The sequence below is a fragment of the Flavobacterium niveum genome, assembly GCF_055231775.1.
Map to the genome: position 1 here is coordinate 382,916 of NZ_JBUYSX010000002.1, position 23,638 is coordinate 406,553.

A 23,638-nucleotide genomic window follows, 5' to 3' on the forward strand; every position below is an offset into this window, starting at 1 on the left:
TGATAACTTGTATGCATCCAGAGGTTAATCAGTCTTTATACATTACTTTTTTCACGCCCCGTCATTACGAGGAGGCACGACGAAGTAATCTCATAAATATAACAAAGCCCATAAGTTTATCGCTTATGGGCTTTGTTATCTATACAGTTTCCATTGCTATTGGCAACCTGAAACTTTAAACTTTAAACAAAAACTATAGCATCCAAAACGCATACACAAACGCCGATACAGAGATAATAATCCCCACCATAAAAATGTTATAAGTAATACGCAGCAGGCGGTACTTGCGGTTTAGCACCAGGCCCAGGTAGTACAGGTCTTTAATCAGGGCGCTGTACAGGTCGTCGCGGTCGGCCATAATTTCTTTCAGTGCGGCATCGTACTCGTCCAGCCCCATTTGGTGGAAGTTGCCAAAAAACAGCAGGTTAATACGCTTATGCTGTATGTCGGCTTTGGTTACGTTGCCCGAGTTTACTTTCGGCCTTGTGCTCAGTATCGCGAAGATGATACTCACGGTACTAAACAGCATCATTATAAACGTAGGGAATACCAGGTGCGCATTGGCAGGGCTGTCCAGCTTAGGGATAAGGCTGCTCAGCGCTATAGATATGATGATTGTGTTTACCGATAGCAGTATGTTTGCCTTGCTGTCGGCTATATCACTCAGGCGGGTATGGTTGCTCAGCGTCACCCGGAAAAGGGTATCTATGCCACGGTCGGGCTTTTCCTCCTTTTTCTTATCTTTTTCTTTTTTCTCTTTCTTCTTTTCTTTTTTGTCCTGCTTATCGTAGCCGCTTATGGCTTCCTGTAGTGCGGCAATGTTTGCCTCCTTTATAGGTTGCAGGTGTTTTTTAGCATAATGGGTATAAAAGCGGTGCTTGTGCAGTAGCATCATGCGGTTTGCCACATTCCATTCCAGGTCGGTAAAATCCTTGCCTTCGGTTTTCTCCCATTCGCTGCGCAATAGTTCCGATAACTGAATGTAATTCGGGTCGGCAAAATGCGCGCAGTCGGCATCCTTCATTATCTTTTCGGGCAGGTCTTCCGGCTCATGGGTCATTTCGGTAGCCATGATAAGGCGCTTTATCAACTCCGTTTTTCCTTCAGGGTAGCCGTTTTCTTTCAGGAAATCTTCGGCCATTTTGGCACTGCGTTTCTCATGCCCGGCACCCCCGTCTATATACCCGGCATCATGGAACCAGGCCGCAAGGGTAATGGACTCAAGCATATCGGGTGCCACATCTTCTGCCTTAGCTATGGTTTCAGCGGCACGCACCACACGTAAAGTATGGTTAAAATTATGGTAAATATAATCGGGAGATAACCTATCTTTGAATAGGTGGAATACGTAGTTCTCCGCTTTTGAAACAATATCCATTGGCAAGACTGATTTAAAAACACTACCAAATTATGAAAATCTTTCCGGTTGGCACCAGGCTTTCAAAAAATATTGGCAGTACGGCTGTTGTCGTTGCTGCTTTGGCGCTGTCATCGTGCGCTACCCGGCACGAACAATACGGCCCAAAAGCCCTTATAGACAAAGATAATACCGCGGTTACCGCAACCGATACCCTTGCCCACAGTTTTTACCTGGTGGGCGATGCCGGTTTTGCCGACAGCCCGCATTCGCGGCGGCTGCTTTCGGTAGTGGGGGATAAGCTGAAGGGAGAGGGTAAAAACACCACCCTGTTTTACCTGGGCGATAATATTTACCCGCTGGGCATGCCACCCGAAGGCGATAAAAGCCGTGCCGAAGCCGAGGCTTCACTAAACAGCCAGCTGGCGCTTGCAGCACTTTTTAAGGGTAAAACGTATTTTATTCCCGGTAACCACGACTGGTACCACGGGCTTAAAGGCCTTCAGGAACAGGAAAAGCTGGTAAAGGCTGCCCTTGGCAAAAAAGCATTCCAGCCGGGTAGTGGCTGTGCCATAAACGATATTGAAGTTACCGATGATATTACCATAATTACCATAGACAGCCAGTGGTTTTTGGAAAACTGGGACAATTATCCTACCATAAACGACGACTGCGACATAAAAACCCGAGAGGCTTTTTTTCTGGAACTGGAAAGCCTGCTGAACAAAAATCAGGACAAAACCATACTCCTGGCGCTGCACCACCCGCTTATGGATAACGGTGCACACGGAGGGCAGTTTTCGCCAAGGAAGGAGCTGTACCCCTCGCATTACAATATACCTATGCCCATACTGGGTTCGCTGGGTAACCTGTTGCGCAGTGCCGGTGGCGTTATAGACCAGGACCTGCAAAGCAAGGAATACAGTACCCTGAGCAACCGTATAAAAACGTTGTTGCAGCCGCGCGATAATGTCATCGTAATATCGGGGCACGACCACAACCTGCAATACATAGAAAAAGACAACATAAAGCAGATAATAAGCGGCGCAGGCAGTAAGGAAGAACCGGCACGCGCACTGTATGACAATGATTTTTCATACGGTGGCCGCGGTTATGCCACGCTCGATGTGTATACCAATGGCGAGGCTATAGTAAAATACTATAAGGTAACCGATAACGGCGAAGAGCAGATATTTACCAAACGCCTGCTGCATAAAGAAAAAGAATCGGGTGCGGCACCGGCCACGTACGGCCGCAACTTCCCGAAAGATACCGTAGCAAGTATTTACACCAAAGCAGAGACTACCAAGGGCGGCTTTTACCGCTTTTTGTTCGGGGAGCATTACCGCAAGTACTACAGCACCCCGGTAAGGGTGCCCATGGTAGTGCTCGATACCCTGCACGGCGGACTTACCGTGGGCCGCACGGGCGGCGGCCACCAGAGTAATTCAATCCGCCTGATAGACAAACAGGGCCGCGAATATGTAATGCGTGCCGTGCGCAAAAGCACTACGCGTTTTTTACAGTCGTCGGCGTTCCGTACACGTTATATAGGCGATGAGTTTGAAGATACTTTTGCAGAACGCTTCCTGCTCGATTTTTATACTACGGCTAACCCGTATACGCCTTTTATCATTAACGACCTGGTGGGTGCAGTGGGCATTTACCATACTAACCCTGAGTTGGTTTACATACCGAAGCAGCCCGCATTGGGCAACTACAATACCGAATATGGCGATGCCCTTTTTATGGTGGAGGAACGCCCTACGGATGAGTTCAGCAAGGCCGATACCTTTGGCAATGCCGATGGTATTGTGAGTTCTGCCGATGTACACGATAAGCTTGCCAAAAGCAAAAAGAATGTAATAGACGAAAAGCTGTACATCCGTGCCCGCTTGTTTGACTTTGCCGTGGGCGACTGGGACCGCCATGCCGACCAGTGGCGCTGGGCTGAGTTTAAAACGCCGGACAGCACCTACTACCGCCCCATACCGCGCGACCGCGACCAGGCATTCCCGAAGATAGACGGGGCACTACTGTCGCTGATTATGAAGATACCTGCGCTGCGCTACATGCGTAATTATTCCGGTGATATACCGAGTGTAAAATGGCAGGCCAAACAGGGCTATCCGCAGGATGTGGCATTTATTACCAAAAGCGGCGAAAAGGAATGGCTGGAACAGGCCGCTTACATAAAGGAGCACCTTACCGATGCAGCTATAGAAAAAGCATTTGCCCAGCTTCCGCCGGAGATTATGGATGCTGATATAGAAAACATCAAGAAAAACCTGAAGAGCCGTCGCGATAAGCTGGATAAATATGCGCTGGAATACCGTAAGGTGCTACTGCATACGGTACTGCTTACCGGTACTGATAAAAAAGACCGTTTCGTTATTACACGTAAACCCGATGGCGTTACACAGGTAGAGCTGTATAAGGCGAGTAAAAAAGGAGATTCGCTCATCTATAACAATACTTACAACCGTGCGCAGACGAAGGAGCTGTGGATTTACGGCCTTGACGATGATGATACTTTTGAAGTAAAAGGCCAACCCGAACATCCTATTACCGTAAGGCTGATAGGCGGACAGAACCACGACAATTATATTGTGGAAAACGGCAGGAAGGTGAAGATATACGACTTTAAGAGTAAGGAAAATACCTACCAGACCGACACCCGCACCGCCCTGCGCCTTACCGATAATTATGAAACCAACAGCTACGACTACAAAAAGCCGGATTATAATTACTGGGTAGCCTACCCTATGGCGGGCTTTAACCCCGATGATGGCGTAAAGCTGGGGGCTGTGGCCGGCTATACGGTAAACAATTTTAACCGCAGGCCATTTTCGCGTAAGCATACCTTTGGGGCCAATTACTTTTTTGCCACCCAGGGTTTTGAGCTTACCTACCGCGGCACGTTTATGAATGTAGTCAGCAAGTGGAACATTGGTATTGATGCCCGCTATACCAGCCCGAATTTCAGTATTAACTATTTCGGGATGGGTAACGAAACCAAAAACTACGATGACGACCTTAGCCTGGACTATAACCGTGTAAAACTACAGGTATTCCGTGTGTCGCCGTCGCTGTTCAGGGAAGGGGTAAACGGCAGTTTTGCCGAGCTGAAAACCGATTTTGAAACCATAGAGGTAGACGGTACCACAGGCCGTTTTGTAAACCAGCCGGGTGCCATACCGTCGCGTTTATTTGAACATATGCAGTATGCCGATGTGCAGGGTACGTATAAGTTTGAAAACTATGATAACGCTTCGCTCCCTGCTATGGGTATGAAGTTTTACGTAAACGGAGGGTGGAAGGTAAGCTTTGATACCTTTGAGCGCAACTTTGCCCATGCTGAAAGCGGCCTTGCCTTTTGGCACCGCATAACGCCTGATGACAGGCTGGTGGTTTCCAGTGGGGTGAAGGGCAAGCTTATCTTTAACAACAACTACGAGTTTTACCAGGCCAATACGCTGGGTGGCGATGCCGACCTGAGGGGTTTCCGCCGTGAGCGTTTTGCAGGGCGTAATACCTTCCTGCATACTACCGACCTGAGGTATACACTGGGCAAAGGCAAAAGCATAGTGCCGGTAACCTATGGCCTGCTGGCCGGGTACGATTATGGCCGCGTATGGCTTCCGGGCGAAAACAGCAATAAGTGGCACCAGGGCGCAGGTGGCGGCTTTTGGCTGAACGGCGCAAGTGCTGTTACCGCAAAGCTCAGCTATTTTTATACGTCAGATGGTGGCAGGATTACCTTTGGTATGATGGTGGGATTATAATCATAACCGGCCTTAATGGCCCATCAGGAATAAGACTGGGCGCTTATGTCATAGATTCCTGTAAGAGCGCACTACCATAAAATATAAATGCCACGCAAAACTGCGTGGCATTTGTATTTTCTATTGATTTAATGTCTTATAGCGTGCCTGCAACTTTTTCTATTGCGGCAAGAGTAAAATCAAGGTCTTCGTAGCAGAGCGCATCGGTAATGAACCAGGTTTCATAAGCCGATGGCGCTATGTATACACCCTCGTTTAGCAGTCCGTGGAAGAACTTCTTAAACGTATCGTTATTACCATAACCCGCCGTTGCAAAATCTGTCACCGGCCTTGCATCAAAGTGTACCGAAATCATGGAACCTGTACGGTTTATGGTGTAGGCTATTTTCTTTTTGTCCAGTATGTTGCGTATACCCGTTTCCAGGTAAGCGGTTTTGGCATCCAGCCTTACAAATACCTCAGGGTCGTTGTTCAGCGCTTTCAGCATTTCCAGCCCGGCAGCCATAGCCAGCGGGTTGCCGCTCAGCGTACCTGCCTGGTATACCGGGCCTACAGGCGCCAGGTAATCCATTATTTCATTGCGTGCGGCAAATGCCCCCACAGGAAGCCCGCCGCCTATTACTTTGCCAAAAGCAACAATATCAGCTTTAATGCCAAACAACTCCTGCGCACCGCCTTTTGCTAAGCGGAAGCCCGTCATTACCTCGTCAAATATCAGCAGGGTGCCGTGCGCATCACACAGGTTGCGCAGCCCTTGGAGGAAGCCGTCAGTTGGAGGGATGCACCCCATATTACCGGCTACCGGCTCTATGATTATGGCTGCGATTTCGCCTTTATTGGCCTCAAAAATTTCGGTTACGTTGGCCAGGTCGTTGTAGGTTGCCAGCAGGGTATCTTTGGCAGTACCCTGGGTAACGCCGGGGCTGTTAGGGCTGCCGAAGGTTACCGCGCCACTGCCCGCCTGAATCAGGAACGAATCAGAATGGCCGTGGTAGCAGCCTGCAAATTTTATAATCTTTTCGCGATTGGTATAGCCGCGTGCCAGGCGTATGGCACTCATACAGGCTTCGGTACCGCTGTTTACAAAGCGTATCTTGTCTATATTCGGCACCATAGAAACGGCCAGTGCTGCAATCTCGGTTTCAAGCGCGGTAGGCGTACCGAAAGATGTACCTTTTTTGGCACGTTCTATAACGGCATCTACCACGGGTGCGTAAGCATGGCCCAAAATCATGGGACCCCAGCTGTTTATATAATCTATATAGCGGTTGCCGTCTTCATCAAAAAGGTAGGCACCTTTAGCTTCTTTTACAAAAATAGGGGTTCCACCCACGGCTTTAAAGGCACGTACGGGCGAGTTTACGCCGCCGGGAATAACCTGTGAGGCCTCGGCAAAAAGGCGGCTGCTGCGTTCGTATAGCATGGTTCTTTTATTTCACTTTTAGTACCTGTCCTATGCTTATGGCATTTCCGGCCAGGTTGTTAAGGCGCACTATTTCGTCTACGGTAGTGTTGTATTTTTTTGAGATAGAGTACAGCGTATCGCCCTTTACTACCTCGTGGGTATCGCCTGTAGCGGTAGTTGTAGCAGCTGTTTCTGCGGGCTTGGCAACAGCCGGAGTAGTTTGCGCAGGTTGTTCTGCCGGTACAACAACCGGAGTCCTGTCCAGTATAACAGGCAGGGTTTCCTGCTTAGGGGTTTCGGTAGATATAGTAGGGGTTTGCTGCACTACCGTTTTAGGTACGCTTTGGGTAGCTACTATTTCGGTAAGCTCGCCTTTTACAGGGATATCTTTATTGATGGACGGTTTGGCATTACCCAATACCTCGGCATCATATTTTGCCAGCTCGAAACGCTCTATCAGGCCGATAAGCTTATCCGGGTACTTAGGATCGGTAGCATAACCTGCCGATTTAAGCCCTTTAGCCCAGGCCTCGTAGTCGTCTTTTTCCAGCTCAAACAGGCTGGCGTAGCGGCTGCGTGTGGTAAGGAACTGCGAGTGGTCTTCAAACGAGTCGGCTGCCTTAGGGTACTTGCGGAAGCATTCGCCTGCGGCATCGTCGTCATGGGTTACAGTTTCGCCCGTCCAGTCCTTGTGGCACTTAATACCGAAGTGGTTATTGGCGCTTACGCAAAGGTCACCATAGCCCGCACCCGACTCTAATATACCCTGCGCCAGCGTGATACTGGCCGGTATGCCGTGGCGGCGCATGTTGTCCTGCGCTATACCTTTATAAGTTGTAACATAGTTTTGTACCTGCTCGCTGTATACCACAGTGCGCGAGGTGCTTTCCAGCACTTCGGTTTTTTTTCCGGTTGAAGCGGTTGCTTTTTTAGGAGTGGTACGATGATTACGCGATTTGTCGTTTTTAGTAGTCTGTATGTAAGGTGCCTTGCTGCCCCCGCAGGATACCAGCGCTGCCAATAATACAAATGCCCCGATTTTTTTAATCATCTGATAGTGTTTTTAATATGGGTAAATTCTTTTTCATAAGCAGGCGGTTCATGCCCTCTGTGCCTTGTAGCCCCCCGGTGTGTATGAGCAGTATTTTGGCCCCTTTCGGGAAAAAGCCCTGCTGTACAAGGTCTATAACGCCAAAAACCATCTTGCCCGTATACACCGGATCCAGCGGTATGTGCGTTTTATCGTAAAAATCATTGATAAACGCCACCAGTTCCGCTGTTACCTTGCCATATCCGCCAAAGTGGTAATCCTCCACCAGCTGCCAGTTTTGATTTGTTGCAAATGTACGGATATCATCCCACAATCCGGCGTTTTTTAACGCTGGGAAGCCTATTACCTGCTGGTTTTCTGCCGCTGAATTTATCACCCCCGATATGGTGCCGCCCGTACCCACTGCCAGGCAAATGTGGGTAAACTGTGCATCTTCCTGCGTAAGTATCTCTTCGCAGCCCTTAACGGCCAGTGCGTTAGTGCCACCTTCCGGCAGAATATAGCAATCGCCAAACTCCGCCTGCAACGCCTCCAGGAATTCCGGTTCGGTTTTGCGGCGGTAGTCTTCCCGTGATATAAATTTAAAACGCATTCCGCAACCTGCTGCAAACGAAAGCGTTGGGTTATCCCCAATTTTATCAACCAATTCATCGCCCCTTATGATGCCTATGGTGGTAAAGCCGTACTCCCTGCCTGCCGCCGCCGCCGCCGCTATATGGTTGCTGTATGCCCCGCCAAAGGTAAGCAAGGCCGCCTTTCCCTGTTGTTTTGCCTCCAGTATGTTGTACTTCAGCTTACGGAACTTATTGCCCGAAATATGCGGGTGCAGCAGGTCCTCGCGCTTTATGGTAAGGGTAATGCCGTATGGGAGGGGTATAGGGAGGTTTTGGTTCATTTGTGGGTTATCCGGTAATGCGGTTATATGGTTATTCGATTTTTGTGGATGCGTTAATTTGGAACACTGATGACACAGATTTTGCAGATTTACACAGATTTATTATTAGAATGCGGATTTCTTTCTAATGCTTTTATCCGGTCCGTCATGGCGAGGCACGAAGCCATCTCATATCACATTGGCATTAATAACCGATACCACAAATTTACAATGATTTATCACCTGATTTCAGGAAGCATTAGTTTTTTATGAAAAACGTTTCTTTCAGTTTTGGAGTGCAAAATTGAAATATTACATTTATCCAATCAACCTAATTTAAAACAACTTAACCATGGATACATTGCCACAAATTAAGCATTCACAAGAATTTATAAACTTTGTTACGGATGGAGCCAGGCAAACGTATTATATCGGCATTGGCAACCCTTATGCAAAAATTTTGTTTGTTGGGAAAGAATCTGCAACGGACAAAGAAGATGTCAGGATTCAGGAATATTCTAAAAATGCCAATGACTGGAAAGGGCTTATAGAAAACAATGAAGGGCAAGTATTGAGCTATGCTGTCTCCAAAGATCATGATTTAAGAGCCGGTTGGGGAAGAAATACCTGGAGCAAATACCAAAAACTAACAGACATAATTTTTGAAAAGAAAAGTGAACCTTTCCATGTGGATTTTCTTGAAAAGGTATTTACCACTGAGATTAATGATGCACCATCAAAACGTACTTCTTCAGCTGATAAAAGTAGTTTAAAAGACCGAAAGGAATTATTTAAAAATTCAGCGTATATCCAAGGCTTTTCGGTCGTGGTGCTGGCTTGTTCAAATTATATTACCAATATTGACCCTAATAGAGAAATAGATAAAACATTTAAAGTTACCTACCCAGGAGACAAAATAGGAAAGTATACAGATTATAAGAGGGGGAATTGGTTTTATCTGCATTATAGTGAGGATTGCAAGAAACTGGTAATTCATACCCGACAACTAAGCATGAATGTAGATAATAAGATGCTTGAAGATATGGGAAGAGTTATACGGGAGCATTTAATTCGTAACAATTTATATTAGTCTATACTTTGGATTATGAGATGGCTTCGTACCTTCGCTCGTAATGATACACCGGATAGGAGAGATGAAATCTACAACCGTCGAATAAACAAATCCACGAATTAACCAATAACCAAATAACCTATCTTTAGCATGAATTTCAAATCCGTATGAAAAAATACCGCAACATCATTTTCTCGGCAGTCCTTCTTCTTGTTGGTTTTATTGCCCCGGCACAAACACCTGAAGAACCCGCAGATTCCCTCAGGGCTATAGATATTGCTGTAGATGCTGCAGCCGAAAAATTCCTTTCGGGCAAACCGGGCAATGTGGTTATTTCGGTAGGCGTTTATGATAATGGTAATACTTCTGCGTATCACTACGGCAACCATACGGACGACAGGAGCTTGTACGAAATAGGTTCGGTTACAAAAACCATGACCGGTACCCTGCTTGCCATGGCCGCAACCGAAAACAAGGTGAAGCTGAACAACGATATACGCAACTATTTACCGGGTTCGTACCCAAACCTGGAATATGCAGGCCAGCCCATACGGCTGTACCAGCTACTGAACCACAGTTCGGGATTGCCGAACGCGTGGGCAAGTGACGACACTAACGGAAAGGTACTCGGCCAAAAAGCATTTTATAAAGAACTGCATAACGTGAAACTGGATACTGTTCCGGGTTTTAAGCTAAGTTATTCTAACAGTGCGGCAAACCTTTTGGCTTACATCCTGGAAAAAGTGTACAACAAGCCTTTTCCTGAATTACTGAAAAGGAAGCTTTTTACTCCCCTGAAAATGGACAGTACCACGCTTGACACGTCAGGCGAATTTATATTGCAGGGGTACGACGGGGAGGGTAAGCCTGCGGTGCCAAACCAAAGCAATGCCGCCGGGGGAATACGTTCTACAATACCGGATATGCTTAATTATATAGGCTATCACCTTAATGAGCAAAACTCTGTAGTGGAGCTCTCGCACCGGCCTACCTGGGGCAACTTATTGTACTATGCCATGGGGCTTAACTGGCAAATGTCGCACAGGGAAGGTACAGAACGCTCGGTTTTCCAGAGTGGCAGTACTGCCGGTTTTACCAGTTATGTTATTATGTACCCCGACTTAAAAACCGGGATTGTTATACTTACAAACATGCACAGCGATAATTCTGAACACGAGCTCAGCGAAATGGGTTACGGTATTTTAGGTGTGCTTAATGCAGGGGATAAGCGGTAATGCGGTAACTTGGTTATGCGGTTATGCGAAAGAAAACAGTGTAAATCTGTAAAATCTGTGTCATCTGTGTTCCAAATCCTCCCCGCAACGCATAAACCTCAAAGTTAGTATAACGGATTTAAAAATTTTGTACCTTTGCACTCACACACCAATACACGAAGCTATGGAGGCAAAGCAATACAAATGGGGGCCGTTGGCACCCCGCCTCTCATTCCACAAAGTGCTTGAAGCACTGGAGGATATCGCTAAAAACGAAACCGGCTACCGTGCCGAATACGCACAGGCACTGCTAAACCATGCCGCTCCCTTTCCTGAGCTGCGCGATGGTATAGAAGACATGGGCCTCATAGAAACCCATGAAGGGCTGATACGCAACCTGCTCGCCGACCTGTTCCCCACGGCACTTACCCACAACGAAATTAAGGCTGTAACCATACCGTTTTACGACCTTACCTTTAACCATACGGCACGTTTTAAAAAGATACTCAGCAATGCGGGTACCGACTTTGATATGGCCATACGCGATTTTGACGGGCACCAGTTCTATGTGTTCTGCTGCTGCCTTGTGCTTAATGCGTACTATGGGTATAAGTTTGATTTCAATAAGCCGCTGTTTTACGATATCCCAGATGAAGAGGGGGTAATGCACCACTACCGCATTACCTACAATGCAGATTTTATGGAGCTGGTACCTACCGATAAGGCTGTACACATTACGCCCGAAGATGTAGACCGGCTGATTGATAATTTTGACAACCTGGAACTGTGGCAGGAGAAATTCCCGCCGGACAGCTGGCTGGTTAAGGGTTTTGGCATAATATCATTGTTTGATGCCACTACCGAAAATGCCATAGGCAGCCTTAAGGACAGCCTGCTGAATAACGACGATACGAAAGACAAGGACACCGAAAATTTCGAGGGGATTTTCCGTTCTATCTTCCGTATGGCCGACCTCCGCGTGGGCTTTACCGAGGTAAACACCGAAGACAACCTTTTCAGGCTGGCACCGTTTGTAGGAATAAAAAGCCATATACTGAACGGTATCAGCGAAATGGACTGCGACGCCATGTTTTGCAGCGATGCGCTCGACGAGATAATGAACGACCGCAAGTACTTTGTAATAAGCGATGTGGAGCGCTATATTGTTGAAAACCCTGATGAGGAAGCCATGGGCAAGCACCTGCTTTCGCAGGACATCCGAAGCATGATACTGGCACCTATAGTAAAAAACGAACGTTTTTATGGCTTTATAGAACTGGTATCGTCGCATCCTAAGGAGCTGAATACCATAAATGCCAACAAGCTGGAGTTTGTAACGCCGTTTATTACCGATACCATAGAACGCTACTACAGCGAACTGCAAAATGAGGTAGACGCCATAATACAAAATGAATACACGGCCATACACCAAAGCGTGTACTGGAAATTCCGTGAGGAGGCGCTGGAACACCTGCACAGCCGCAACAACCGCGAGGCATTTAAGGATATTGTATTCCGCGAAGTGTACCCGCTTTACGGCCAGCTGGACGTAAAAGGCAGCAGCACCGCCCGTAACGACAGTACAGAAAAAGACCTGATGCTACAGGTACAAACCTTGCTGTCGGTATTCCGGTTTATATTTGAGCAGGAACAACTACCGCTTATAGAACAGCATATCTACGAGCTGGAAAGCCTGGAAGACAAGCTGCGCGACCCGCTGAAGGCCGATACTGAATCGACAATACAGGCGTACCTTATTAACGAGGTACACCCGGTGCTGAACCATTTTGACAACAGCAACCCTACCGTAAGGACACGCATCAAGGAATACTTCGATACGCTGGACGGCAAGCTGCACATGGTGTACCAAAGCCGTAAGGATTTTGACCGTACGCTGTCGGCCATCAACAAGCAGATGGCTAACCTGCTCGATAAAAAACAGGAGCAGGCACAGTCATTCTTCCCACATTATTACGAGCGATTTAAAACCGATGGTGTAGAGCACAACCTGTACATAGGGGCCAGTATTTCGCCGAAGCATCCGTACAACCCACTGTACCTGAACAACCTAAGGTTGTGGCAGCTACAGGTAATGTGCGAAATGGAAAATGAGTACTACCGCCTGAAACCGTCATTGCCATACGAGCTTGATGTTACCTCGCTGATACTGGTATTCAGTTCGCCCATAAGCATCCGCTTCCGTATGGACGAAAAGCGTTTTGACGTAGACGGCACCTACAATGCCCGTTACGAAGTGGTGAAAAAACGCATAGACAAGAGTAACATTAAAGGTACCCAGGAGCGTATTACGCAAAAAGGCAAGATTACCATAGTGTACACCCAGCGTAAGGAAGAAGCCGAATACAGGCGTTACATCCAGTTTTTGCAACACAAAGGCCTGCTGGGTAATGTGGTGGAAAGCTTTGATGTAGAAGACCTGCAAGGTGTAACCGGCCTTAAAGCACTGCGTGTTTCTATAAACTACGGCACTGCCAACACCGGTACGTATACGTATGAAGACCTTTTAAAGGAGTTGCAAACCAAGTAACGGCCTATAGTAATTTTACATTTTATTGCAGTACCGTTTAAACCTACGGCTGTAATTTTAATCATACAGTAGCCCCGTAAATGCGGGGCTACTGCTATATTATGAAATACCTTAAACATTTGCTGGTTGCCTTTTTTATAATGGCCCACAGCATTGCCATAGCCCAACCCAAACACTACCTGCTGGTACTATCCAAAACCGAACATAAGCTTATAGTGCTGGACTATAAAACGCTCGATACCATAGCCCGCATATCAGTAGGCGATGACCCTCATGAAATTGTTACCAGCCCCGACGGGCACTACGCTTACATTTCGGTGCCTATGATGAACAGTAACGGGCACGAAATAGACATCATAAACCTGAAAACCCTGAAGCCTGAAAAGGTAGTAGATACCCGTCCATTTTACATTCCGCATGGGCTGGTGTACCGTGACGGCAGGCTGTGGTTTACCGCACAGGGTTCTAAAGCGGTAGCCGTATACGATATAAAGCAGGATAAAGTAACCGATATTTACGGCACGGGACAGGACTTTACCCACTTGATACACCTCACGCCCGACGGCAACCGTTTTTATACCACTAATGTAGAATCGGGTACGGTAAGCATTTACGAGAAGAAAGAAATACCGCCCTATATGCCGCCTACGGGTGTGTTGCCTGCTAACGCCAAACCCAGGGTAGAGTGGAGGCAGACACTGATAAACGTGGGCTTCGGTGCTGAAGGTTTTGATGTATCGCCCGACGGCAAAGAGTTGTGGACAGCCCGCCCTGATGGGCATATTGTTATTGTTGACCTTGAAAAGAAAGCAGTGAAGGCTGACATTAACTCAAACGTACCCGGCCTGCACCGCCTGAAGATGACGCCAGATGGTAAAACCGTGTGTATTGTAAGCGTTAAAACAGGTGATTTACTGTTTTACAACCTGCAATCCCGAAAGCTGGAAAAACAGGTGAACATAGGCAAAGGCGCGGGTATTTACATTGACAAAGACAACCGTATGTTTGTATCGTGTACGCCCGACAATGCCGTGGTTGTCATTGACCTGAAAACAAGGAAAGAAATTAAAAGGCTGGATATCGGAAGGCCTGACGGGGTTACCGATGTGGTGGTGGAGTAGGGGAAATAACCACATGCGTGGTAGGGTTTTAAACCATAACATTGTTTCATTGGGAAACCAATTAAAATCAATGTATGGAAAAGAGATACCTTTTTCTGTTAGCTTCCGTTTCTTTGAGCCTGTTTGTTTCCTGCGGCCCTACCGAAGAAATTGGCCTGCCCGGCCATAGTGTAACCATTCCCACGCAGCCGGAAGCCCCCACATTTACTCCCCCCACAGCACAGGAGTTCGCTAATGTAAAAGTACAGGCCATAGAGCATGCTACCCAGCATTTTACCGTAAGTACTGATGCCGCCTGGACAAGCTTTACGTCGCAAAAAGGCGTTACGGTATGGCTTTCTACAAATTGCTTTACCCTTAACGGCAGCCCCGTAACCGGCGACGTGACCGTTGACTATGTGGAACTTTTTGACCGTGGCAACATGGTGGTTACCAATAAAACCACTATGGGCCTTTTGCCAAATGGCGATACATCCCTGCTGCTGTCGGGAGGTGAGGTGTACATCAACGTTACCCAAAACGGCCAGCAGCTTGACACCAATTGTGGCCTGAGCGTTAGCATACCTACGAGCCTTACCGGTGGCACGGTGCCCGGTATGCTGCCCTGGATGGGTACTGTAGATGCTGCTGGTAATGTGGTGTGGGAGCAGCAGTATAACGATTTTTGGGTAGGCACCGAGCAGGGGCAGGACGAAGAATCTTTTAATGCTTATCTTGACGGTTTCGGGTGGTTTAACTGCGATAAGTTTTATGGTTTTGAAGGCTCCAAGACGGATGTTGAAATTATAGTGCCCGAAGGCTACAATGGTGCAAACAGTAACGTTTTTATAGCATTGGTAAATACGCCGAATACGCTGGGCAACCTTTCGGGTGAATATCCTGTAGGGCTGCAATGCCACCTTATTTTTGTTACGGGCGACGGTAGTGGCGGCTGGATATATGCCATAAAATCGGTAACACTGCCAGAAGATGCGTCTTATACGTTTACCCCCGAAGAATTTATTACGGCCACTGAAACGGAAGTTGTAGATGCTATTAATGCGTTGCCTTAATATTTTTTTGCCCTGATGATACAAACCGCTCCTGAATAGGGGCGGTTTTTTTATATTTATTCGTGGTGCTAAGCTTGTTAATGCAGAAATATCAACCTTGTAAAGTAAAGCACTCTTTTTTAGGGTTAATACCTGAGGCAAAATTTTTACTATTTTTTTTAAAGAGGTTTTTAAACAATAAAATATACCTTATTTTAGCCCCTCTGTAACCAACATTTTTCTTTAATGAATACACCAAAATCAAAAACTACTACCATCTTATTTGCATTCTTCCTTGGCGCTGTTGGTGGGCATCGTTTTTATCTGGGAGATAAAACAAAGGCTTTATTATCCCTTATTTTCTGTTGGACTTTTATACCGCTGGTAATATCGGTTATAGATGTTTTTGTTTTTTTGTTTATGTCTCAGGAAGATTTTGATAAAAAATACAATAAAGGGGCAGTGTCACATTTTACAACCGATTCGCCGGAGATACATAATCAGGAGACTACAAACCGGACTTCCGGTGAAGAAAGTGCTTTAAGGCGTGCTTTCAGGGAGGCAGATAACAATATTGCCCATAATAATGTAGAAGAAAACGACGACAACCAAGAGGAAGAAGATACTGATTCGGGGTTTACCAATGAATATTATTTATTACTGAAAGAATATGCCGCTTACATATGTAAAGTGGCTGATAAAGTAAGTAATGATACCGGAATAAATGAGCAGTTAGAACCATCATTAGAAGGGAAAATTACAGTGCGAAACATGGTAAAGCTGGTAATAAACCAGGAACTTGCCAAAGTAGCCTTGTTTGTAAAAGGGGGTAACATAGATTATGGCAGCCTGGAAGCAACCGGCATTGCACTGGTAGGAGAAGCCGTAACCGGAATCGGGGCAGATTTTCCGCAGTCTATTTCGCTGGATTCTGACTTTGGGGTGGTAAAAAAAGGTTTTAAAAATGGAATCTATAAACCGCTTGCCCAAAATTTTATAGATAACGGAAAAGAAAAGGGTATGCTGGGCATTAGCCTTCAGGAAAAGAACAGTGATAATAGTGTAAGTGATCTTGAAACAACTACAGACCTGGGGCTTACCATTTTACTTAAACTTGGTGAGAGTAACGTTTTTGAAGAATATGCGACAGCATTATACAGGTTTGCAACTATTATTTCTAAGGCAGACACCATTGTAACCCAAACCGAAGAAAATACGCTTAAAGAAATTTACCATATGATAAATAATCCCATACCCGGCCAGGAGAATGAAACGTTGCATGTTTCTAAAGCCACTGACAATGAATCACTCGATGAGGTTTTGGCAGAACTTAACAGCCTTATAGGCTTAAGCGATGTAAAAGAAGAAATAAATACCCTGGTTAACTTCATTAAGGTGCAAAAAGCCAGGGAAGAATCGGGGTTAAAATCATCTTCTGTATCTTATCATATTGTTTTTACAGGTAACCCCGGCACAGGCAAAACCACGGTAGCACGTATAGTAGCAAAAATATACAAGCATTTGGGTATACTTACCGATGGCCAACTTGTAGAAACAGACAGATCTGGTTTAATAGGAGAATATGCAGGGCAAACCGCGCCTAAGGTAAACCGTACCATAAATACCGCTATAAACGGTGTGCTGTTTATAGATGAAGCGTATTCGCTGGTAGGAGAAAACAACGATGACTACGGTAAAGAAGCGGTAGCTGCCATTATAAAACGTATGGAGGATGACCGTGATAAACTGGTGATAATATTGGCAGGGTATACTAAGGAAATGGCTAACTTTATAGATACAAATCCCGGGTTTGAATCAAGATTTAACCGTTACATAGAGTTCCCGGATTACACTCCCGAAGAGTTGTTTAAAATTTTTGAAAGCCAGTCCAAGAAGCTGGAATATCAACTTACTCCGGGTGCTGTCACTAAATTAAATACAGTGTTTGCCGAGGCATACACCAATAGGGATAACTCGTTTGGCAACGGGCGTTTTGCACGAAACATCTTCGAGAAAACTATGGAAGAGCAGGCAAACCGCATAGCACGCGAACCAAAAATTACCCGAGAGCTGCTGGTTACCATTACCGAAAATGACATTACAACGAATTAATACAAAAGCGCCCCATAATAGGGCGCTTTTGTATCTTTAATATCAAACCTGCCAATATGGGAATATTCGACTTTTTAAAGCCAAAAACTAATAAGCCTTTTGTAACCGAAAACGCATTTAGCAGTAATAAGAAAATGCAAGTTCAACTGGCTCCAGAAACACTTGGGCAATTACGTAAACTGAATGTTACTGCCGAAAGGGAACTTAAACTGGAATTTTTCTTTTACACTGATACTGCCGAAAAGGCACAGGCGCTTTCGGTTTCTCTTGCTGCTTTGGGGTATGAGGTGAACCATGGTAAATCTGCCGGTAGCAGCAGGGAGTATCTTGTAAACGGTTGGACGACCAAAATGCCCTTGGCTGATAATACTGTAGCAGATTGGGTAAACAAGATGTGCGACCTTGGTTTTAAACATGATTGCGAATTTGACGGCTGGGGTACTACGCCGGAGCAAGAGTAAAAATTAGTCTTTAACCAAGTAACCCTACTATATTTTTATGCTTAAACTTTACAAACTAATTGATGGACAATTGCATTATTGGGAAACATGGGATAGCGATGATAAATCAGCTGTAATACATTGGGGAGTTGTCGGACAACGTGGCGAGCATAAACAAATAAAAGGTAGTTTTTTCTCCAACTTCAGAAAAATAGTCCAAAAAGAAGTGGACTTGAAGGTTAATGAGGGATATGCCGAATTAGACGAAGATAATTTGGTGTTTTTAGAAATAGAGTACGTCGTTGACGGGTTCGGCACAGAAGAAGATCTTGATAAACGGCATCGCCTGGAGAATCGTCTAAATGAACTTTTGGGCTGGACAGGTTTGGGGCATGTAGATGGTGGGAGTATTGGTAGCAGTACGATGGAAGTCGGTTGTGTTGTGGTTGATTTTGATATTGCAAAACAAGTTATAGACCAAAATCTGAAAGGAACTGAATTTGAAAACTATTCAAGGATTTATAGATTAGGGGAGTGATAATTTTATTTTTGAATAGTATTTGTTCCTTCTCATTTTAAGACCCAAAAATAAACCAACAAAAAATGCGCTATGTATAAAACAGTAATCATGTCAGTGTTGTTTACAATAGTGGTCTGCAGTTGCCAAAAAGCAAAGCCCCTTTCTAAAGCCGAGCAGTATTTTTCGGATAAAATGCTTGCGGAAAAACTGTCGGATGATTTTACTGATACTTCTGATTTTGGCTATATCAGGATTGGGAGATTTCTCAACAAAAACAAACAGCAGGCACTTGTTATCCATACCGACTCTATCACGGATTTATCTGTATATGAACTAAAGGATGATAAGTGGATAAAGACATATAATCAGCAAAACACAGACTTTCTCAGACCCGATTTGGTTTACATTGCCGATTATAATTTTGATGGTATTAATGATATTGGTGCAGTAAGTATGGTATCTAACGGCACCGCTATTATGTCGTTTAGCCTATGGCTAAACAAAGTAAACACTTTTAAGTATATTCCCGAATTTGGAGAAATAGGCACTCCTATGCTACTTACTAAGCATAATGTCATACAGGGTTATACCGCCTGCTGTGCTTTTGAATCTATGAGAATAGGCAATTATAAATGGGAAAAAGACAGCCTCATAAAAACATCAGAGTATGCTATAGAGAACTATCCGTATGGCAAAACCGCAACCCTTACAAAAGATGGCAAGGAAGCCAGCCTTCCCCCATATACCCAAAAAGAGATTGATGCTATAATTGAGCATTATGCCCAAAACTGGAAACTGATTGATACGGTTTCTGTAAATCAATACTACAAGTAACAAAAAAACCGCCCCTTTTCAGGAGCGGTTTTTATATATACTGACTAATATATACTATAGTTCAAGGGCTTTCTTAGGGTTGTTGTCCATAAGAAGCTCAGCAGGGTTTTCAAGGCCTTCTTTAACGGCTACAAGGAAACCTACAGATTCACGGCCGTCGATGATACGGTGGTCGTAAGAAAGCGCCACGTACATCATAGGGTGTATTTCCACTTTACCGTTTACGGCAATAGGGCGCTCTATAATGTTGTGCATACCAAGGATACCGCTCTGTGGAGGGTTAATAATAGGTGTAGAAAGCATACTGCCGAATACACCACCGTTAGTAATGGTAAAGGTACCACCGGTCATATCGTCTACAGTAATCTGTCCGTCACGGGCACGAAGCGCAAGGCGCTTAATTTCGGCCTCAATACCACGGAAAGAAAGTGTTTCTGCATTGCGCACTACCGGTACCATAAGGCCTTTAGGGCCCGATACTGCGATAGAAATATCGGCAAAGTCAAACGATGTTTTAAAATCACCGTCTATCATAGAGTTAACATCCGGGAACAGTTGCAGCGCGCGGGTTACTGCCTTTGTAAAGAACGACATATAGCCAAGGCCAAGTCCGCCGTGTTTTGCCTTAAACGCATCCTTGTACTCGTTACGGATGGTGTTTATAGGCGTCATGTTTACCTCGTTAAAGGTAGTAAGCATAGCCGTTTCGTTCTTAGCCGAAACAAGGCGCTCTGCCACCTTACGGCGTAGCATGCTTAGTTTAGTGCGCTCGCTGCCACGGTTACCGCCTGTAGGGGTACCCATACTGGCTTTAGCGTTTACGGCGTCGTCTTTGGTTATGCGTCCGCCTTTACCGGTACCGGTTACAGTAGCAGGGTCTATGGCTTTTTCATCAAGTATTTTTTTAGCCGCCGGAGAAGGGGCACCTGTAGCGTAAGTAGCAGCAGGGGCAGCCGGAGCCGGTGCAGGAGCAGCAGCTTTCGGTTCTTCTTTCTTAGGCTCTTCTTTCTTTTCTTCTGCTTTAGGGGCAGCGCCAACTTCCGGTTTAGCAGCACCGGTGTCTATAAGGCATACAACCTGGCCCACTTTTACAGCGTCGCCTTCTTCTGCCTTAAGGGTAATGATACCCGCAGCTTCGGCAGGAAGCTCCAGGGTTGCTTTATCTGAATCTACTTCGGCTATGGCCTGGTCTTTTTCTACATAGTCACCATCCTTTACAAGCCATGTAGCTATTTCTACTTCGGTAATCGATTCCCCCGGCGAGGGAACTTTCATTTCTAAAATCATGTCAGTATAATTTTATGAGTGTTTTATTCTGAAAATCAAATGTACGTATTAATTGAATAGGTTCTTGTCAAAAACCATGGCGATAGCCGCAGCGTGGCGTTTTTTGGCACGGGTAGAACTACCTGCCGCAGGCGCGCTGTATGCTTTAAGCGATGCCACACGGAACTTCACTTCGGTAAAGTTCATCAGCATGTAGCCGTAAGCACCCATGTTGCGTGGTTCTTCCTGCGCCCACACGTAGTCGTCGGCATTGGTATATTTGGCAAGTACTTCCTTGATTTGCTCTGTAGGCAGCGGGAACAATTGCTCCAGGCGTACAAAAGCCACATCGTCACGGCCCAGTTTTTCGCGTTCGGCCACAAGGTCGTAGTAGAACTTACCGGTACAGAATACCAGTGTTTTTACTTTTGCAGCATCAGCAATAGGGTCGTCCAGTACTTCCTGGAAGCTGCCTGTGGCAAGCTCGTTAGCAGAAGAAACTACCGACGGGTGGCGTAGCAAACTCTTAGGGGTAAATACTACAAGCGGCTTGCGGTAATCCGTTTTAAGCTGCCTCCTAAGTAGGTGGAAGAAGTTAGCCGGAGTAGTTACGTCTGCCACATACATGTTGTGGTTAGCACACATCTGTAGGAAACGCTCCATACGGGCGCTGCTGTGCTCTGCGCCCTGGCCTTCGTAACCGTGTGGAAGTAGCATCACAATACCGTTCTGGTTGTTCCATTTATCTTCGGCAGCACTAATGTACTGGTCTATCATAATCTGGGCACCGTTACCGAAGTCGCCAAACTGCGCTTCCCAAATGTTAAGCGTTTTAGGGCTGGCAAGGGCATAACCGTATTCAAAACCAAGCACACCGTATTCTGAAAGCAGCGAGTTGTAAATGTAGAATTTACCGTTCTGGTCTTTCAGCTGGTTCAGCAGGGTTACTTTTTCTTCGCTTTCCTCCGCCTTCACTACAGCGTGACGGTGAGAGAATGTACCCCTCTCTACGTCCTGCCCGCTGATGCGTACATCAAAACCTTCAGTAAGTAGAGAACCGTAAGCAAGAAGCTCACCCATGGCCCAGTCCAGCTTATCGGTTTCAAAGTACATGTTCTTACGGTCGTTTATCAGCTTTTGTATTTTGCTGATGAACTTTTTATCCGCCGGAAGCTCAGTAATGGTTTTGGCTATTTCGTCAAGTTTTGCCTTGTCGAAAGTAGTGTCGGCAGTTTCAAGCATTTTCTGCTCGTCGGCCTGATTGTAGCCTTCCCACTCATTTTGCATGAACGGGGTTATAATGGTAAGGTCGCGCTTACGCGAAGCCTCAAGGTTTTCTTCAAGGTTTTCTTTGTACTGCTTTTCAAGGCCGCTTACAAAGTCGTTGCCTATAACACCTGCGTTTATAAGCACTTCTGCATATTGGTCGCGTGGGTTTTTGTGCTTGGCAATGATTTTATAAAGCTTAGGCTGTGTAAAGCGCGGCTCATCACCTTCGTTGTGGCCGTATTTACGGTAACCCAGTAGGTCGATAAACACGTCAGTGCCAAACTCCATCCTGTACTCAAGTGCGAAAAGCGTAGCGTGTACCACTGCCTCGGCATCGTCAGCATTTACGTGCAGTACCGGTGAAAGGGTAACTTTAGCCACATCGGTACAGTAGGTAGACGAACGTGCATCAAGGTAGTTGGTGGTAAAGCCTACCTGGTTGTTTATTACTACGTGGATGGTACCGCCGGTCTTATAACCGTCCAGCTTAGCCATCTGTACAATTTCGTATACAATACCCTGGCCTGCAACAGCAGCGTCACCGTGCAGGGCAATAGGAAGCACCTTACGGAAATCATCGGCATAATGCCTGTCCTGTTTGGCACGGGCTATACCTTCTATTACCGCACCTACGGTTTCAAGGTGGCTCGGGTTAGGGGCAAGGTTCACGTTGATGCTTTTGCCGCTTTGGGTCTTTTTGTCGGCAGTAAGGCCAAGGTGGTATTTTACGTCACCGTCAAAAAGGGCATCGTCGTCATAGTCTTTACCGTCAAACTCGCTGAAGATATCAGCCGTTTTCTTACCGAACACGTTAGCAAGTACGTTAAGGCGGCCACGGTGTGCCATACCCATAACAAACTGCTCCACGCCTTTATCGGCAGCGGCTTCTATAAGGAAATCAAGCGCAGGGATAAGCGTTTCGCCGCCTTCAAGCGAGAAACGTTTCTGGCCTACGTATTTTGTGTGAAGGAAGTTCTCGAAAGAAACCGCCTCGTTAAGTTTTTCAAGGATGCGCTTCTTCTGCTCAGCGGCAAAAGAGGGCTGGTTGCTGTTCACGGCGAGCTTGTCCTGTATCCATTTGCGTACCTCAGGGTCGCGGATGTACATGTACTCGATACCGATGTGGCCGCAGTAAATGCTTTGCAGGTAGCTTACAATGTCGCTAAGGGTAGAAGGCTGAAGGCCAATTTCCTTGGCGGCGTCAAAAACCGTGTTAAGGTCGGCGCTGCTAAGCCCGAAGTTTTCAAGGTCCAGCGTAGGGGTAAACGTACGGCGCTCGCGTACCGGGTTTGTTTTGGTAAACAGGTGGCCGCGGGTACGGTAGCCCTCTATGAGGTTAAGTACCTTAAATTCTTTCTGAAGCTTTTCAGGGATGCCTGAATAGTCGGCTGTTGGGGCAGCTGCGGGTGCAGCTGTAGTTGTAGCAGTGGGTGCAGCGGCAACTACTTCTGTAGCGCCAGAACCGTAATCGGCTGCTGCGAAGTCAAAACCCTGGAAAAAAGCCCTCCAAGAAGGCTCTATGCTGTCGGGGTTCTCAATATATTGATCGTATAAATCAGCGAAAAATGCAGTATTTGCTGCATTTAAAAAGGAAAACCTGTCCATACTTATGTGTTTGTGACGGTGCGTTATAAAAAATTTATGCAAAAGTACACTATTTCTAATAATCTTTCAACGTTTTTTATACATTTATGCCCTCTGATAATACCATGTTGCCAAAATGCGTCAAAGCTTTTTCA

At 46.0% G+C, this 23,638-nt stretch carries 16 protein-coding genes; 10 read left to right on the forward strand and 6 right to left on the reverse strand.

Annotated elements, in window-relative coordinates; translation table 11 throughout:
• Nucleotides 1-193: 193 nt before the first annotated feature.
• On the reverse strand, nucleotides 194-1,378 hold the full coding sequence (locus ACZIX4_RS07125) for a Pycsar system effector family protein (RefSeq protein WP_463334928.1): 1,185 nt from the start codon (nucleotides 1,376-1,378) through the stop codon (nucleotides 194-196).
• Between the two features lie 32 nt (nucleotides 1,379-1,410).
• Between ACZIX4_RS07125 and ACZIX4_RS07130 the strand changes: the two genes are divergently transcribed.
• Nucleotides 1,411-5,142 carry a metallophosphoesterase gene (locus ACZIX4_RS07130; RefSeq protein ID WP_463334929.1) on the forward strand — a complete coding sequence of 1,244 codons (3,732 nt, stop codon included), beginning with the start codon at nucleotides 1,411-1,413 and terminating at the stop codon, nucleotides 5,140-5,142.
• Between the two features lie 136 nt (nucleotides 5,143-5,278).
• Here ACZIX4_RS07130 and hemL read toward each other — a convergent pair whose 3' ends face one another.
• The 3 genes from hemL to ACZIX4_RS07145 are packed head-to-tail and all read right to left on the reverse strand — an operon-like array spanning nucleotide 5,279 to nucleotide 8,493.
• A complete protein-coding gene (gene hemL, locus ACZIX4_RS07135) occupies nucleotides 5,279-6,565 on the reverse strand; it encodes a glutamate-1-semialdehyde 2,1-aminomutase (RefSeq protein ID WP_463334930.1) in 1,287 nt (428 codons plus the stop codon).
• Nucleotides 6,566-6,572: 7 nt separating this feature from the next.
• The gene (locus ACZIX4_RS07140) at nucleotides 6,573-7,598 is read right to left on the reverse strand and encodes a glucosaminidase domain-containing protein (RefSeq protein ID WP_463334931.1); all 1,026 of its coding nucleotides are present in this window, start codon (nucleotides 7,596-7,598) and stop codon (nucleotides 6,573-6,575) included.
• A complete protein-coding gene (locus tag ACZIX4_RS07145) occupies nucleotides 7,591-8,493 on the reverse strand; it encodes a 1-aminocyclopropane-1-carboxylate deaminase/D-cysteine desulfhydrase (protein ID WP_463334932.1) in 903 nt (300 codons plus the stop codon). Before ACZIX4_RS07145 ends, ACZIX4_RS07140 begins: the two co-directional genes overlap by 8 nt.
• Before the next feature lie 331 nt (nucleotides 8,494-8,824).
• Here ACZIX4_RS07145 and ACZIX4_RS07150 point away from each other — a divergent pair, with 331 nt between their 5' ends.
• The 9 genes from ACZIX4_RS07150 (at nucleotide 8,825) to ACZIX4_RS07190 (ending at nucleotide 19,364) form a co-directional block, all read left to right on the forward strand.
• The gene (locus ACZIX4_RS07150; RefSeq protein WP_463334933.1) at nucleotides 8,825-9,562 is read left to right on the forward strand and encodes a hypothetical protein; all 738 of its coding nucleotides are present in this window, start codon (nucleotides 8,825-8,827) and stop codon (nucleotides 9,560-9,562) included.
• 149 nt (nucleotides 9,563-9,711) lie between these two features.
• Nucleotides 9,712-10,779 (forward strand): serine hydrolase domain-containing protein, encoded by a 1,068-nt coding sequence (locus ACZIX4_RS07155; protein WP_463334934.1) that lies wholly within the window; start codon nucleotides 9,712-9,714, stop codon nucleotides 10,777-10,779.
• A 163-nt stretch (nucleotides 10,780-10,942) separates the two neighbouring features.
• Complete coding sequence (locus ACZIX4_RS07160; protein WP_463334935.1) at nucleotides 10,943-13,306, forward strand: GAF domain-containing protein; 2,364 nt, start codon at nucleotides 10,943-10,945, stop codon at nucleotides 13,304-13,306.
• A gap of 101 nt (nucleotides 13,307-13,407) precedes the next feature.
• Nucleotides 13,408-14,427, forward strand: a complete 1,020-nt coding sequence (locus tag ACZIX4_RS07165; RefSeq protein ID WP_463334936.1) for a YncE family protein — start codon at nucleotides 13,408-13,410, stop codon at nucleotides 14,425-14,427.
• Nucleotides 14,428-14,501: 74 nt separating this feature from the next.
• Complete coding sequence (locus ACZIX4_RS07170) at nucleotides 14,502-15,479, forward strand: hypothetical protein (RefSeq protein WP_463334937.1); 978 nt, start codon at nucleotides 14,502-14,504, stop codon at nucleotides 15,477-15,479.
• Between the two features lie 225 nt (nucleotides 15,480-15,704).
• On the forward strand, nucleotides 15,705-17,570 hold the full coding sequence (locus ACZIX4_RS07175; RefSeq protein WP_463334938.1) for an AAA family ATPase: 1,866 nt from the start codon (nucleotides 15,705-15,707) through the stop codon (nucleotides 17,568-17,570).
• Between the two features lie 56 nt (nucleotides 17,571-17,626).
• On the forward strand, nucleotides 17,627-18,031 hold the full coding sequence (locus ACZIX4_RS07180; RefSeq protein ID WP_463334939.1) for a ribonuclease E inhibitor RraB: 405 nt from the start codon (nucleotides 17,627-17,629) through the stop codon (nucleotides 18,029-18,031).
• Nucleotides 18,032-18,068: 37 nt separating this feature from the next.
• Nucleotides 18,069-18,548 (forward strand): hypothetical protein, encoded by a 480-nt coding sequence (locus ACZIX4_RS07185; protein ID WP_463334940.1) that lies wholly within the window; start codon nucleotides 18,069-18,071, stop codon nucleotides 18,546-18,548.
• Between the two features lie 72 nt (nucleotides 18,549-18,620).
• Nucleotides 18,621-19,364, forward strand: coding sequence for an XAC2610-related protein (locus ACZIX4_RS07190; RefSeq protein ID WP_463334941.1), 744 nt, complete (start codon nucleotides 18,621-18,623; stop codon nucleotides 19,362-19,364).
• Between the two features lie 54 nt (nucleotides 19,365-19,418).
• On the opposite strand, the gene odhB is transcribed toward ACZIX4_RS07190, so the two are convergent.
• Together odhB and ACZIX4_RS07200 are read right to left on the reverse strand one after the other, a co-directional pair.
• On the reverse strand, nucleotides 19,419-20,651 hold the full coding sequence (odhB, locus tag ACZIX4_RS07195) for a 2-oxoglutarate dehydrogenase complex dihydrolipoyllysine-residue succinyltransferase (protein ID WP_463334942.1): 1,233 nt from the start codon (nucleotides 20,649-20,651) through the stop codon (nucleotides 19,419-19,421).
• A gap of 48 nt (nucleotides 20,652-20,699) precedes the next feature.
• Entirely contained in the window at nucleotides 20,700-23,504 is a 2,805-nt protein-coding gene (locus ACZIX4_RS07200) for a 2-oxoglutarate dehydrogenase E1 component (RefSeq protein ID WP_463334943.1), read from the reverse strand.
• Nucleotides 23,505-23,638: the final 134 nt, after the last annotated feature.